We start from the raw sequence: 14763 nt of genomic DNA, 5'->3' as shown, positions 1-14763 counted from the left end.
CGGGCAATACGCACCCTACAAACTCAACTAATCTTTTTGATATTTATCGTTGGTGTAAGGTGCGCAATGCGCACCCTACGGTTAGGTTTGACTTGCAACAGAATTCGGGGCGATCGCACTTTTTTCCTCTGCTGTTTTCGATTCTGCCAACTTGTCCAAAATCTCCACAACTTCTCTTTCAAAAGTTACCTGAGCTCGATTAGTGCGCCCGCCGACGTATAGTTTGCCGTTTTTTTCCAAAGCCCAAATCTGCGAGTGAGACATATAGCTCATTAGCACGCTGAGCATCAGCAACCCGAAGCCGGTATAAACGATCGGAATGCCCGGATCGGCTTTAATTTGCAATCCCGTACTGCCTACAACTTCGTCAATTGTCAGCATGACTCCGTTAACTTCTACCGCTGTGCCTGCGCGAACTGTAGTTAACAATTTGCCATCCGTACCGTAGACTAACATCGTTCCTTGCAAGTCTTTTGCTAGCAGAGAAACTCCTGCGCTCAAATCGGGTTTTGTCGGAATCCAAGCTCCCCAGATTCGGCCTTTACCTTGAGTATCTAACTGAGCCATTGGTAATTGTAAAACCGGGCTTTTGTTGAGGCGAACTCGCACGGCGGCTATTGCCCAATCTGCTTGATAAAATGTGACTCCCCGGTATCTGAGAGGCTCGTTAACGTGAATGGTTTTGCGATCGACCTCTTGGCCTGTTTTGTCCAAAACTGACAGGTCAGAGTAAAATTGGTCGATCGCACCGCTGGGACTGTAATCGATCCAGAACCGATTAACTCGCATCGACCAATCCTTCGGTATTTGCGGCCCCGCCCAAGGCCCCGCATCCAGGATATTCTGCACCTGAAATGTTTCGCCGCTGGGAACCATTTCTTGACCGAGAAATCCCGTCATCGCGCCCCACATCGACCCAGCTAAAATAATTAGCATACTGGCGTGAACAATAATCGGGCCGACTTTGCCAATTATTCCCTTGCGAGCATAAACTTTTTCGCCTTCTCGAAATATGCGGTAGTTTTTTTGCTGCAAAAGTGGTTCTAACGAACTTAAAGCAACTGTTTCTAATTCCGCACTGAGAGCTAATTTTTCAAACTGCTTTGGTTCTTCATAAAATTTCCAGCGGCGGGCGGCTTTTAATGCGGGAAATTGTCGGGTAAATGTACAAGCTGTTAAGCTGCTGCCGAACAAAATTAGGATTGACAAAAACCACCAAGTGCGGTATACGTGGTCTAGTCCTGCAATTAGCACAACTTTCCAAGTAAGGAAGCCGAACAAAGCGGGGTGTTCTGGATAGTTAGATTGGTAAAACGGTACTGATTGGCCTTGTTCGATGACAGTGCCGGAAATGCTGAAAAATGCGATCGTCAGCAGCAAGATAATTGCCAACCGCAAATCTGCTAGCACCGGCAAGATTTCTCGCTTGAAAAATCTTTGAGGGGCAGTCGCCCAGCTTGAGAGTTTTGATAGAAATACTTCTTTTGATGTCATTGGTAATTATGGAGGAAGAAGGAAGAGGGAAGAAGGAAGAAGGAAGAGGGAAGAAGGAAGAAGGAAGAAGGAAAAGGGAAGAAGGAAGAAGGAAGAAGGAAGAAGGAAGAAAGAGGCGGAAAAACAAAAAATGAATAAAATATTATTATTTGATCTAGCAATTATCAATCAATTTTGAATTCTTTCTCTTTTATTTCTTTCTTCCTTCGTGTTCTTAGCGTTTGGTAAAAAAACTTAATTCACGCATTCCGTAGTGAGTGCTATATCTCTAAATAAGGACTTCAGTCCTTACTACGAAACTTACGCCGGAAGTATCCGGGAAAGCAGGGAGAAAACGCCAAATCCTACTAGCAAAACGCCGCTAACAGGCGTAATCCAACTCGACCACCGACGCAATTCTAACAACTTTTTAATACTCGCAGTAAAAGTACCTGCTATTATTAGCGGAGCGACGTACCCAGCAGCGTAAAACAGCAGCAACACACCACCTAAAACTGTATCTCCCGTTTTGGAAACCCAAGCTAAGAGTGTAGCTAAAACCGGAGTGCTGCAGGGAGACGCTACTAAACCAAAAGTTAAGCCCAATAAGTACGATCGCACGCCCGCAGGCAAATCTTTCGGCACCCACCCCACAGCGTCGAAAGAGGGCATTTGCAAGGGTAAAGCTTCGAGTAAATTCAGCCCCATTAGAATAGCGATAATGCTGACAAGAATCGGCAAACCCAAGCCAATTTTGCCGTAAACTTGTCCGGCAAATGATGCTACAATACCTAAACCCGCAAGGGTTGTCGCCAATCCCAGGGAAAACCACGCCGACTGGGCGGCGGCTTGCAGGCGGCTTTTTGCTTCGTATCCGCCGATGTAGCCGATCGTGATCGGCAACATTGAAAGCATACAGGGCGTTAAGCTCGTTAGCAACCCTGCCATAAAGATGACTCCGACGCTGACTAAACTGAGGTGTGTCAGTTGAGTATTTACTAAATTATTAGCAAATTGTGCGAGTTCGTAAAGTTGGGTTTGCAGGATTTCCATCAGTCGATTTTAGATTTTAGATTTTAGATTTTAGATTTTAGATTGACTCCACAGTAGATTTTAGATTTTAGATTTTAGATTGACTACACAGAGGCATCTGGGAGTTTAAACTAAATATCTAATTTTTTTATCTCCACAGTCAATTTTAGATTTTAGATTGACTCTACAGAGAAATCTGGGAGCTTAAACTAAATATCTAATTTTTTAGAGCTTCACGACTTAAGTCGGAGGCTTGTATCCCTCGGCAGGCGAGTTCAGGCTCGGTGCTGTTCAGGCTCTATTTCAAATTGTAACAGATGCGCGCAGGTTCGGTTTAAGATTTAAAATTTTAGCGAGATTGACTTGTTGGAAGTAGAAAAGTCGATCGCACCCCGGTTTAAATTGATATCTTGACACTATCTTCTGATATATTGACACTATTTTCAACAATCTGTTTGCAACGGGCGGAGCGTATTGCACCTGATAATTCATTGATTGGGAAACAGGCCGTAAACCCTATTATTGAGATTATTCATACAGACTTTAATTTAAATTTACTTTAAATTAAAGCCAATTTCTTCATTAATAGAGCCGTCTGGCATTATTGCCCCTGCCAGCACCGCACCTCTGAGATTTGCGCCTGTTAAAATAGCGCCTTCTAAATTAGCATTGCTCAAGTTTGTGACTTGTTTTGAACCTCGAAAAAAGAAACTGTGCAAGTCAGCACCTGTCAAATTACTCTCAGCCAAATTAGCATATTGCAAGTCAGCACCGTGCAGCGTCGCATCAGTTAAATTAGCTTCCGTGAGATTGCTTCCCCAAAGTCGAGAATCTAAGAAATTAGCATCTTTTAAATTGGCGCGAGTCAGATTTGCCAAAGTCAGATTAGCGTCCCACAATTTCGTGCCGTTGAAATTAGCTTCGGTCAAATTTGAGCGGCTGAGATCCGTGCCTAAAATATCAGCATTGGCTAAATTAGCGCCGCTGAGATCTGCACCCGAAAGGTCAGCATTTTTAAAATTGACACCGGACAAATTGGCGCCGGACAAATTAGCGCCACTCAAATTGGCTTCTTGGAGATTAGCTCCCCGCAAATCGACAGCGCTTAAATCGCACTGCTTCCACAGAAAGCTGACGCACCAATTATCTTTTAATAGCTGACTCAAATCGTCCGCCTTCGCGGCCATTACAGGAGGAGTTAAGTAGAGAGTGAACAGGACGATCGCCAACACGGTAGCGAAGATTTTTTTCAACTTCAGGACTCTTTTCATTGACACTAATTTGCGCAATAGATTCTTGATGTATACTCAAAGCATAGCAAACAATCGGGAACTTTCCTCACCAATCTTACTCAAAAATATTAATGAAATGTTAATCGGGCGTTAGCGCAGCCACAAACTTAACTCCGGTAGTCTTATACGGGCTTTGAGCTAAAAACCAGGTTGCTTCACAGATGCCTCGCTGCAAAACTAAGATTTTTCGCTAAAACCGGGTTTTAGATGGCCGCAAGTTCGATCGGCATTTGCCAGTGCAATATCTCTACAAAGTAATACTTGTGGCGCGCAGTTGCGATCGATGCCGCAGGGGCTTACCTCAAAACCATCTCGGTAGAAACTTCTCAATATGGCAAGGAAGAAACCGCCCATCTAGCCTGAAAACCTGATATTTAGCCGATTATAGACGCAATTTTTCTTATTTGCGATCGCCATCACTAACTAAGCCCAACTTTCATCACACAAGCGAATGCCCCACCATCACCAAATCTCATCAAACTTATCACGTTTCTGAGAGTACGCATATCACTGTCACTAGCTGAAATATCGAGCAAAATGAAAGCATACAGTTGAACACCAATCCTGCCATGCCTACTATCCCCATTCTCCCCAGCCAATTAGTCGTTACAACTATTTTAAATTCGATCGAATCTTTGGGATTAGCTAATATTGCAGGTCAAGTATTTTCGGGCGAGCAAGCTGACTCCCGACAAGAGGTAAATTTAAAAGTTACTGCCAGAAAGTTTTATACTCAGGGTTTAAAAAATCTCAAACAACAAGACTTGCACGGTGCAATTAAAAATTTTACTGTCACAATTAACATTAATCCGCAATGCGCTTCCGCTTACAGCTATCGCGGTCTGGTTCGCTATAAATTAGGCTACAAGCAATCTGCGATCGAAGATTTAACTACAGCCATCGAACTCAATCCTTACCGAGCCAATTATTACACCAATCGCGGATTTATGCTGACTCGTTTAAAAGATTATACTGAGGCGATCGCGGATTACAACTCAGCACTGCTGCTCAACCCCAATTTAACCCAAGCTTACTTTAACCGAGGTGCTATCCGCCTACAAATGGAAAATTCCCTGGCAGCACTAGCTGACTTTGAGTCAGCAATTCGCCTCGATCGCGATTTTGCTAAAGCTTACTTCAACCGAGGAGTGACTAGATATAAATTGAGAGAGGTTCAGGGAGCATTTGAGGATTTTCAGAAGGCGGCAGGGCTTTTTAAGCAGCAGGGCAGAATGGATTCTTATCGAGATGCGGTTTCTAAAATTAGAAAGCTATGGTATTAGTTGAATTTGGGAATTGGGAATTGGCAATTGGCAATTGGGGAATTGGGAATTGGCAATTGGGGAATTTGTAAGGTGCGCCACAAGCACCCTACACCTATAGTTAAAGTTAGCCAATTCTCAAGGCTGCATCGCCAGTTGGTAGATCGTCAGGACGAGGAATCGTAGATAAAGGAATTGCAAAGGCTGCATTTTGAACAGAGGCGACAGTAGAATTTTGTACCACAGTAGAAGCTCCTGCCAAGTTAATGACAGTATTGCTTCCAGATTGAGTGAATGTAGTATCGGATAAATTTCCTGTCAAAGCAATGCGATCGCCTTCATCTGGTCTAAAATCAACTATTGTATGACTTGTCGGGAGTAGGAGAATAAAAGGAAGAGAAGCAGGATCTACTCCGAGCAAAACAAAAGTATCTGCACCACTACCTCCTGTGAGAGTATTGTTGCCTGTATCTCCAATCAAAATATCATTGCCATCACCACCAATTAAGATATCATCCCCTTGACCGCCTCGCAAAAAGTCGTTACCAGCATCACCATTGAGAATATCGTCAGCGAAATTGCCAATCAGAATATCGTTGCCAACACCGCCGCTAATGGAGTCGTTACCTTTGCCGCCTCTGAGAAAGTCGTCGCCTGCTTCGCCCGTGAGGGTATCGTTGCCTTGGCTGCCGTTAATTGCATCATCCGTCGGTGAACCGATAATGCGATCGTTTGCGCTACCTCCCACTACACCGCTGGGATTTTGCTGAGAGTCTTGGGAAGTGACTTGATAGTTGTTGGGGGTGTTTGGCAGTCTGAGCGCTCGCAAAGATAGATTTACGAAATTGGTACTATTGATTAAATCGTTGAGCACATTAACATCGCTAATTATGCTAGAAACCCGACTGGGAACGATTCCTTGAACGACTTTTGCAGTCGAAATGCGATCGCCCTGCTGCACCGCATCCACCGTTTCAAAACCTTGAATAACGTTGCCAAAAACAGCATAATTGCCATTTAAAAACGGCAAATCATCCAAAGCAAAATAAAACTGCGAAGAAGCCGAATTCAAAGCATTAGAACGAGCCATTGCCACGGCACCGCGAGTGTGCTGCAACTGCGGCGTCTGGGTTACAACTTGGTTGTAAACAGGTTGCGCGGCCCCTTGCGGCTTGATTTCCAAAGGAATAAAACGCGCCTGATTGGTATCCGGGTCAATAAAACTACCCGTTCCCAATTGACTGGCTGGAATAGAAGTATCTCTGCTGCGCGGATCGCCTCCTTGCACCACAAAAGGATCTGGCTGACGCACAACTCGGTGAAACATCACCCCGTCGTAAATACCGCGTTCAACTAAGTCAACAAAATTTCCTCCAGTAAGCGGGGCATTAGTGCCGTCTACTTCGATCGTAACGGGTTGACCGTTAATTACCTGGACTACTATAACTTTGCCTGTTAACGGAAGTGCAGCGCTCATGGGTAAATTGCTATTTGAGTGAGTGATATTGGGGTTTTAGGAACAATCCGCGAATTGCCCCTACCCATTTAATCAGAAAACTGTAAACTTGTGTGAAGTACAGTTCTAGCTCTAAATTTATGATGTCCCGTCGCAAGTTTTTTAGCACTTTATTGGCAATTTGTCTAGTTTTTCTAAGTTTCAATTTTGCTGCGCCTGCATTTGCCCTAGGTGGAAAGCTTCCGGCGGTGAATGAAGCCGCACCGGATTTTAGTTTGCCGACAAACAGCGGCGACGGACAAGTCTCGCTCTCCGATTTTCGCGGTAAGTGGCTGGTAGTGTATTTTTATCCCAAAGACTTTACCTCGGGATGTACGATCGAAGCGCGGAGATTTCAGCAAGATTTGCCGAAATACTTGGCAAAGAATACTCAAATAATCGGTATTAGCGCGGATGATGTCGATTCCCATGCGGAATTTTGCGATTCCGAAGGTTTGAAGTTTCCGCTGTTAGCTGATACGGATGGTAAAGTGAGTAAAGCTTACGGTTCTTGGATGAGTTTTATCTCGGCGCGACACAGTTTTATTATTGACCCTGAAGGCGTTTTACGGGAAACTTTTGTGAAGATTAATCCGGCGATTCATTCTAAAGAAGTGTTAGCCCGTTTGGGGGAATTGCAGGCTAACGGGTAATACCATTTTAGATTTTAGATTTTAGATTTGAATAATTGGGAATGACTGATGAACGTTGTCTTGGTAGTGAAGACTACATTCCTCTGTATTTTCAGAGTATTTTAGTTTTCACTGCAAACGTTATCAGGTTGATTTGAACTCACATCTTGCACCATTCTCAATAATCCTTTTTTGGGTGAATTATCCTGGCCAACCCCTACTCCCCACAAGAAAATCTACTCTTTGTGGAACAGGTCTCAGAGCCGGTTGTTGACAATGCTGCAACATCTCTGTTTGACGGGAAATGATAGCTGGTAACGTGACAAGCGATATAAGAGTAAATCTAAAATCTAAAATCTAAAATCGCCTGTCCCGCCATCGTCAATGAGAATTAAACTGGCTATTGATTGCAACAGGATCGGCAGCAGATTCCGGCTCGTAAATTTTTCTATTTCTGTTAGCAAGGCGGCGTTCCGGGTCAATTCCCTCGAAGGTTGGTGGCAACCAAACTCGGACTACCAACAACACTCCCAAAACTATCAAAAAAGCGCCTGTTGATAATATTTGAACCCAGGGAGTTTCCAGCACTCCCCGCACGATGACTTCTCGCAAAACAGATACTATACAAACTTCTACAGCCACCCCTATCGAAACGCGCTGCTCTTGCAAGTAAATAATTAGCAGCCGAAATAATTCTACCAAAACTAATAAAAATAGAATGTCGGCAGTCACTTGCTTAAAATTCAAAGGAGGAAGCAGCGAGAAAAACATTTCTCGCAGTTCGAGTACCATGAAACAGAACAAACCGATACACAAAGAAATTACAATTAAATCTTGAACTGTTTCGAGAGCGCTGACTATTAGTTTCAGATTCAACCATTGCGGGGGGTGATTGATCTGGTTATTTGAACGGTTTTGCATAGACGGCTCCTGCAATCTGTTTGACTTGTTTACAGCTTAAGTTAAAGTTAGCTTATCTTTGAAAAAAAATCGGTTTAATTTATTTATAACCATTATAAAAATTCCCTGTGTTGACAATTTCCCATAAACTTTTATTTACCGCGCAGGCGGGTTGACATTTTGCCAAAGTTTGTGATAATCGACACCTGCTATTAGTAGATTTGACTGGTGAAAAGCAGAAGTCAATCGATTTTAGATTTTAGATTTTAGATTTTAGATTGAAGAATGGGATAATTGAAGAAAGCGACCTCACGGATGAATCCGGGGGCTTGTAGCCTGGCTGATGAAGGTCAAAATCCTAAAATGCTGCAACTGCTATAAAATATGAAAATTGTAAAGAATTATTGACCACAGGTTGATAAACTCAAGTTAGCGACTCTCGGCTTTAATCAAACAAAAGCCGGAAAGTCAACCGAAAAACCAAAAGTAATCCAGAGAGGATTGAACACAATGACATTTGAACTCGCACCATTACCCTTCGCCGCTGACGCCCTAGAGTCAGATCATATGTCTGCCGAGACGTTTTCGTTCCATCACGACAAGCACCACGCTGCTTACGTGACCAACCTCAACAAACTGATTGAAGGGACGGAAATGGCGAGCAAATCCCTTGAAGAAATTGTCAAGGAATCTGCTAAAGACCCATCCAAAGCCGGCATTTTCAACAATGCAGGTCAAGTTTGGAACCACAATTTCTTTTGGAATTCCCTTGCACCAGGTGGCGGCGGCGCTCCGACAGGAGCTTTAGCTGAGAAAATCAACGCCGACTTCGGCAGCTTCGACAAATTCAAAGAAGAATTTAAGAATGCTGCGACAACTCAGTTCGGTAGCGGCTGGGCTTGGCTGGTTTTAGATAACGGTACTTTGAAAGTTACCAAAACTGCCAACGCCGACACCCCGGTAGCACACGGCCAAACTCCGTTGCTGACTTTGGATGTGTGGGAACACGCTTATTATTTGGATTTCCAAAACCGCCGTCCCGACTACATTACTAATTTCTTGGATAATTTGGCTAACTGGGATTTCGCAGCAGCAAATTTGGCTGCGGCTTAGTAGCATCTGAGTTTGAGGACTAAAGTCCTCACTACAAACTTCATAGGTTCGTAGTGAGGACTTTAGTCTTTCTTGAGATGAGTATTAACTTGAGTTTGACGGGCGCGGTGCAACGCTGGGCGCAGCAGTGAAAATAAACGCCGAAGCCGATCGAACTACTTCGTATTAGTTAAAAATTTCTGAATTTGTGTTATAATGCACTCGGTAACTGGTTTACAAATTTTGTAGTTTTAGTGGCTGTTCGCGCGATGACCTCTTCACCAACCATAGCACCCGTTCGATCGAGTCAAGTTACCCGCAAACCTTATCCCAACTATCGGGTAATAGTCCTCAACGACGATTTCAACACTTTTCAGCACGTTGTGGAATGTTTGACGAAATACATTCCAGGGATGACGAGCGATCGAGCTTGGAAACTCGCCAACCAAATCCACCACGAAGGCCAGGCCACTGTCTGGGTTGGGCCGCAAGAGCAAGCAGAACTTTATCATATGCAATTGAGCCGTGCTGGACTGACAATGGCTCCGCTAGAGTCTACATAAAAATTTGTAGGGTTGAAGGCTTGTTTAAGTTTCGTTAACTCAATTTGAAACCTGCCAAAAGGGTTAAATAACTCGGTTCTCCTGAGCTAGATTATATGTAAACCTGCATAATCTTTTACTCAATTAGGAGAATTTTATGGATCATCCTTTTGATTTAGATGCTGCTCAACTCGAAGCAATTAATTTTGGTTTTGAAGAGACCCTAAGTGATGCACTCATCGCCCCCATCGGAGGTGGAATCATTTTCACGACTCTAGCTATGGGTGAAGAAGGTGGGAGTCATCCGATACAGTGTATCTCAGCTCCCTGTCCGGGAAATGAAGGAGGAGGAGGAGTAGGATTTACTCCCCCGCCTATTTTCGACCCTCCGATGACCACTATGGCTCTGGGTGAAGAGGGTGGAAGCCCTCCGATGACCACTATGGCTCTGGGTGAAGAGGGTGGAGGTCCTCCGATGACCACTATGGCTATCGGTGAAGAGGGTGGAGGTCCTATTCCTTCGTAATCTCATTCGTGGTGACAATTGTAGAAGAGATTCTGCCTAATTCCTGAACTCTTGAAATTGTTTCTGTAATGAGACTTTCAAAGATTCAGCCTCATTCGACAGTTTTTTTAATACATAAAAAGTTGCAACACTCTCAAAACAAGTGATGCGACTTTTCATTTATTAACTTGCATTTTAGCAGATTTTTAATTTTCAATTTTCCCATGAACATTTTAATTCTGGGTAATGATTCAGATGCTCATGCTGCTCATATAAAAGATGCTCTCACCCAAGCCGGTGCAGAAGTAGATTATTTAGATACCTATCTGTTTCCAAGACAGTTACGTCTGTCTTGGCAACCTGATACCCTGGTAGGGTGCTTGACGCTACCAGGAGGTCGCCAGTTGAATTTTCAAGATATTCACAGTGTATTTTGGCGCAATTTCTCCGGTGTTTACGTTCCACAGTTAAAAGATGCACATCAACAGCAAGTTGCATTGAACGATTCCATGAGTACAGTGCGATCGCTCGTGCAAGCTTGTCCGGCTCGCTGGATTAATTCTTGGCAGGCCTACCAATTTCATAAAGAAAAACCCCTACAACTGAGCAAGGCAAAGCAAATAGGAGTGACCATTCCTGCAACTTTAATCAGTAACAATCCAGAGCAAGTTAGGGAATTTGTCGAAAATCATGAAAAAGCAATTTTTAAGCCTGTTTATGGTGGCGCTCATACGAAGTTAGTCACAGAGACGCATTTAGAACCTAATCGCCTGGACTTGGCTTTGAGTATTTCTCCTGTCACAATACAAGAGTATATTCCTGGGACAAACATTCGCAGTTATGTGATTGGTGAATCAGTCTATTCTGCCGAAATTCGCAGTCAAGCTTTGGATTTTCGGGAAGATTTAGAGGCACAGCTAATTCCGATAGATTTGCCAGAATCAGTTAAAAAACAATGTTTGGCAATATTAAAGGCATTTATGCTAGAGTGGACTGCTATTGATTGGCGTGTCAAGCCAACGGGTGAGTATGTATTTTTAGAGGCAAATCCTAGTCCGATGTTTATACACTTTGAGCGTCAGACTGGTTTTCCGATTACACAAAAATTAGTCAATCTGTTAATGTATTAACTGGGATTTAAGAGGCGATCGTAATTTTCCCAATCATCCCCGCCTCTGTATGTCCGGCTACCCGCAGGTTGTAACTTCCCGATTTCATGGGAACAAACACCCATTCTGCCATAGCGCCCGGTTTAAGTTCCAGTTCGTGAATACTTCCTTTAATTTCCACATTACCAGCTTCAACTTTTTGAGTCCAACTCGCATCAGCAAAGTTTTTAGCAGTAAAATAATGTTTCTGCGAACTGGGATTTTTCAGCACTAATTTATAGCGCTTGCCCGATTCAAACTCTAGCAGATTGGGGAAAAACTTAAGTTCCCCCACTTCGTTACCTAAACTAACAGTAATTTCGGTGACAGGTTGGCGAGACAAATCACCTGCAGCACTAGCAATTGCCGCTGGCACCAAGATTGTTCCCAAACATAAAATTAGTCCCCAAATCACCTTGAGAGCTCGTTGTAACCGCTGGCTGCTGTAAACTTTACTTAATTGCAAACCGAGTAAATGGATCGTGGCTGTTCTGACTACTGTTAACGGACTAATGACTGCTGACTACTGACTTAATTCGATCGCCAAACTTCATCCCAAGGCCCGCCCCCAACTTCCAAACCCGATAAAGAACTTTGAGCCTCTAAGATAATTTTAGAACGCTGCTTGCCATTTTTTTCAACATTTCCCCCCAACAATTCTCGCAGTTGCAAGCGCAATTCGCCGTGCGTCGTATCCCGGCAGCAAAAAGCCATGCCTTTTTCGGTAGGAGTTCGCACATAAGTACCAGAAGTCTTTGTAGTGCCAATTAACTCAACTTCAAACTGGCTGTTTCTAGCCTGCATTTTCCAGCTTCCCCAAGGTTCAATATTCCAACTAACTTGCGAATTCCAAGGCACAAATTCGTAAAATTTGCCTCGGTAATGCAGACAAATCATTGCCACCGATTCCATCCACCACAGCACGCCCCGCTTGCCGCCGCCCGCAGTTAAAGCTAAATCCTCTTCGCCTTGAAAACAATTGCAATTAATCCAAAACCACTTTTGCGGAAAAGCACCGCCCCAGTTTTTTTCGCTGTAAGCGGGAGCATCTTTAAATTCGTAGCGTTGGCCGTTCCAATCGATCCAGCCCGTGGCTAAACCGTGAGCCATTAAAATTTGCCATCCCGGTTCAAATACGGGCAGAAAAGATAGCATTCCCGCCGTAGATTTCTGGAGATCATCGGAGTTTCCCCAGCCGTAAATAGGTTGAATTTCGTACTGCCAAAAACAGCGAGTGCTGCTTCCCGGATCGTGCAGATAACCTTGATTCAAAGTAGCAGTAGCTTGATAGCCTTCTTCGACGCTGCTGTCGAATACTTGCGGATCTAAATATTGGGGTTTAATTTGTAAATCTGTTTTGCCCCAATGTCCGAAACCCAAGCTTTCTCGGTGCGCCCAAAACTTATTTACATCGGGGAAGGTGCGGCACAAATAGCTATCTTTGGGGCCGAGAATTTGAGCTGCACCGCCACTGTAAGGTTGACCGCCTCTGGGGTCTTCTATTGAATACATGAATGCAAAAGATTGCCCGTGAATCGGTAATGTTATTCGATAGTACCAGCCTTCAAAAAAGCGCCGGGAACTGCCGTCCCAGTGGTAGCCGCTGTGAGGAGTTTCAATAGTTTTGAGTTGTGAGAGTGAATTTGACATAAAATTACCAATAGCAGAAAGAAGAGTCATTAGTCAGCAGTCATTAGTTATTAGCTAGCAGTCATTAGTCAGTAGTAGCGTGCTGGTGTGCACACCTGATCCAATTCGCAATTCCCTTTTTCCCAATTCCCTTTTTTCCAATGACTAATGACTGCTGACTGCTGACTAATCCCATTACCAATATGATAGGTTATTAATTATGTCTTTAGCACTTTGGCGATCGCCCTTAGCTCGCGCGCTCCACCGCAACCGCAGTCTTGCTTTTGCTCGCTACTTGCAACTAGCAACTGTTCGGGCTACCGGGCGTCCGGCCAACCGCACTGTGGTGTTTCGAGGCTTTTTAGCAGATACTAATCAGTTGAAATTTATTACAGATATTCGCAGTGAAAAGGCAGAGGAAATTAACCTCTATCCTTGGGGGGAAATTTGCTGGTATTTCCCCAAAACTCGCGAACAATTTCGGATTGCTGGAAAGCTAGTTTTAGTAGGGGCAGATTATCCAGAGGCAGAGTTGTGCTCATCGCGCCGCACAGCTTGGCAGGAGCTTTCTGAGGCTGCTCGATCGCAGTTTGCTTGGCCGCATCCGGGGGAAGACAAAGCCCCGGCTAGTGCTTTTGATTCTGCTTCCCCAGATGCGATCGAGCCGCTGCCTAATTTTTGCTTGCTGTTGTTGGAACCGGAAACGGTGGATTTGTTGGAGTTGCGGGGGGAACCGCAGAACCGATCGCTTTATCGGCGCGACGGGGAGGGAAATTGGTCCGTGCGATCGGTTAATCCTTGAAGTCAGTTGACTGTTAACTGTTGACTGTTGTCAGTAGGAAAGTTTTAAGTTGAAAAATTCCCAATGAAAAACTCAACACTCAAAACTATTTTTAGATGCCGGTGCCGTCGAAAAATTCTTGAATTGCTTTATCTTTTAACTTGCAGCTAGGGGTTGTAACTAGCTCTGTTTTTTCGGCTAAGGCTACATTGCTGGATTGGTTTAAAGCTTCTGATACTGAGTGGAAATTGTGGGAATGGGGAACAGAAGTTAAGGAGACAGATGCTTGAGGAAGCAAACTTTTTACTTGCTGTTCGAGGGACTCGATGCGATCGAGCAAAGAGCGAATTACCACAGCTTCCGAATCCGGCAAACTGCCGTGTTCTAGGGGATTGACGCGCACTCCCGATCGATACACGATGCGGCCGGGAATCCCTACCACCGTACAGTCAGATGGTACGTCCCTCAGCACGACGGAACCGGCGCCGATGCGAACGTTGTTGCCAATTAGCAGATTGCCTAGTACCTTGGCGCCGGCACCGACAACTACATTTTCGCCGACGGTAGGGTGACGTTTGCCGCTTTCTTTGCCCGTGCCCCCAAGGGTGACACCTTGGTAAATCAGGGCAAAATCGCCGATAATCGCTGTTTCGCCGATCACAACCCCCATACCGTGGTCGATGAATACGCTTTTGCCGATCGTTGCCCCTGGGTGAATTTCAATTCCGGTCAAAAAGCGAGCTATGTGGGAAATAAAGCGGGGGATGAAGGGAAGTCCCAGCACGTAAAGCCAATGTGCGAGGCGGTGCAGCACTAGGGCCTGAAGACCGGGGTAACAAAATAAAACTTCCAACCAGTTGCGAGCGGCAGGGTCGCGATCAAAAATTATACTGAAGTCAGCTCTAAGAGTCTTTAGCACTTTCGGATTTACCAATTTTGGTTAAACACGCCACTTTCAATTTTACATTTTACTGGATGGC

General features: G+C 44.4%; 16 protein-coding genes. 8 read left to right on the top strand and 8 right to left on the bottom strand.

Annotation, left to right across the window (positions count from 1 at the left end; genetic code table 11):
• Positions 1–81: 81 nt before the first annotated feature.
• On the bottom strand, positions 82–1494 hold the full coding sequence (locus QUA20_RS19440) for a cytochrome c biogenesis protein (protein WP_333190711.1): 1413 nt from the start codon (positions 1492–1494) through the stop codon (positions 82–84).
• On the opposite strand from QUA20_RS19440, the gene QUA20_RS19435 reads away from it, so the two are divergent.
• Entirely contained in the window at positions 1488–1628 is a 141-nt protein-coding gene (locus tag QUA20_RS19435) for a hypothetical protein (protein ID WP_333190710.1), read from the top strand. The two genes, QUA20_RS19440 and QUA20_RS19435, sit on opposite strands and share 7 nt — an antisense overlap.
• Before the next feature lie 166 nt (positions 1629–1794).
• Here the strand turns inward: QUA20_RS19435 and QUA20_RS19430 are convergent, their stop codons facing one another.
• On the bottom strand, positions 1795–2529 hold the full coding sequence (locus QUA20_RS19430) for a cytochrome c biogenesis protein CcdA (protein ID WP_216670185.1): 735 nt from the start codon (positions 2527–2529) through the stop codon (positions 1795–1797).
• A gap of 530 nt (positions 2530–3059) precedes the next feature.
• Complete coding sequence (locus QUA20_RS19425) at positions 3060–3776, bottom strand: pentapeptide repeat-containing protein (RefSeq protein WP_333190709.1); 717 nt, start codon at positions 3774–3776, stop codon at positions 3060–3062.
• Between the two features lie 590 nt (positions 3777–4366).
• On the opposite strand from QUA20_RS19425, the gene QUA20_RS19420 reads away from it, so the two are divergent.
• Positions 4367–5080: a tetratricopeptide repeat protein gene (locus QUA20_RS19420; protein WP_333190708.1), complete on the top strand. Its 714-nt coding sequence runs from the start codon at positions 4367–4369 to the stop codon at positions 5078–5080.
• A 106-nt stretch (positions 5081–5186) separates the two neighbouring features.
• On the opposite strand, the gene QUA20_RS19415 is transcribed toward QUA20_RS19420, so the two are convergent.
• Positions 5187–6536, bottom strand: coding sequence for a peptidylprolyl isomerase (locus QUA20_RS19415; protein WP_333190707.1), 1350 nt, complete (start codon positions 6534–6536; stop codon positions 5187–5189).
• A 119-nt stretch (positions 6537–6655) separates the two neighbouring features.
• Here QUA20_RS19415 and QUA20_RS19410 point away from each other — a divergent pair, with 119 nt between their 5' ends.
• Entirely contained in the window at positions 6656–7207 is a 552-nt protein-coding gene (locus tag QUA20_RS19410; protein ID WP_333190706.1) for a peroxiredoxin, read from the top strand.
• Between the two features lie 360 nt (positions 7208–7567).
• Here the strand turns inward: QUA20_RS19410 and QUA20_RS19405 are convergent, their stop codons facing one another.
• On the bottom strand, positions 7568–8107 hold the full coding sequence (locus tag QUA20_RS19405; protein ID WP_333190705.1) for a phosphate-starvation-inducible PsiE family protein: 540 nt from the start codon (positions 8105–8107) through the stop codon (positions 7568–7570).
• A gap of 489 nt (positions 8108–8596) precedes the next feature.
• Here QUA20_RS19405 and QUA20_RS19400 point away from each other — a divergent pair, with 489 nt between their 5' ends.
• From QUA20_RS19400 to QUA20_RS19385, 4 genes are all read left to right on the top strand, one after another.
• Positions 8597–9199 carry a superoxide dismutase gene (locus QUA20_RS19400; protein ID WP_333190704.1) on the top strand — a complete coding sequence of 201 codons (603 nt, stop codon included), beginning with the start codon at positions 8597–8599 and terminating at the stop codon, positions 9197–9199.
• Positions 9200–9447: 248 nt separating this feature from the next.
• Positions 9448–9741 carry an ATP-dependent Clp protease adapter ClpS gene (gene clpS, locus QUA20_RS19395; RefSeq protein WP_172185659.1) on the top strand — a complete coding sequence of 98 codons (294 nt, stop codon included), beginning with the start codon at positions 9448–9450 and terminating at the stop codon, positions 9739–9741.
• Positions 9742–9877: 136 nt separating this feature from the next.
• On the top strand, positions 9878–10246 hold the full coding sequence (locus QUA20_RS19390; RefSeq protein ID WP_333190703.1) for a hypothetical protein: 369 nt from the start codon (positions 9878–9880) through the stop codon (positions 10244–10246).
• A 203-nt stretch (positions 10247–10449) separates the two neighbouring features.
• The gene (locus QUA20_RS19385) at positions 10450–11355 is read left to right on the top strand and encodes an MvdC/MvdD family ATP grasp protein (protein WP_333190701.1); all 906 of its coding nucleotides are present in this window, start codon (positions 10450–10452) and stop codon (positions 11353–11355) included.
• A 7-nt stretch (positions 11356–11362) separates the two neighbouring features.
• On the opposite strand, the gene QUA20_RS19380 is transcribed toward QUA20_RS19385, so the two are convergent.
• On the bottom strand, positions 11363–11839 hold the full coding sequence (locus tag QUA20_RS19380; protein WP_333190699.1) for a biphenyl 2,3-dioxygenase: 477 nt from the start codon (positions 11837–11839) through the stop codon (positions 11363–11365).
• Positions 11840–11904: 65 nt separating this feature from the next.
• Positions 11905–13023, bottom strand: coding sequence for a tocopherol cyclase family protein (locus tag QUA20_RS19375; protein ID WP_333190698.1), 1119 nt, complete (start codon positions 13021–13023; stop codon positions 11905–11907).
• Positions 13024–13222: 199 nt separating this feature from the next.
• On the opposite strand from QUA20_RS19375, the gene QUA20_RS19370 reads away from it, so the two are divergent.
• On the top strand, positions 13223–13804 hold the full coding sequence (locus tag QUA20_RS19370) for an Npun_F5749 family FMN-dependent PPOX-type flavoprotein (protein WP_172185667.1): 582 nt from the start codon (positions 13223–13225) through the stop codon (positions 13802–13804).
• 91 nt (positions 13805–13895) lie between these two features.
• On the opposite strand, the gene cysE is transcribed toward QUA20_RS19370, so the two are convergent.
• The gene (gene cysE / locus QUA20_RS19365; RefSeq protein ID WP_333190695.1) at positions 13896–14702 is read right to left on the bottom strand and encodes a serine O-acetyltransferase; all 807 of its coding nucleotides are present in this window, start codon (positions 14700–14702) and stop codon (positions 13896–13898) included.
• Between the last annotated feature and the right edge of the window lie 61 nt (positions 14703–14763).

It is taken from the genome of Microcoleus sp. Pol7_A1 (assembly GCF_036701085.1).
Taxonomy (GTDB): Bacteria; Cyanobacteriota; Cyanobacteriia; order Cyanobacteriales; family Microcoleaceae; genus Microcoleus; species Microcoleus asticus.
Note: the sequence above shows the minus strand (reverse complement) of the source record. Positions and strands in the feature narration are given on the sequence as shown.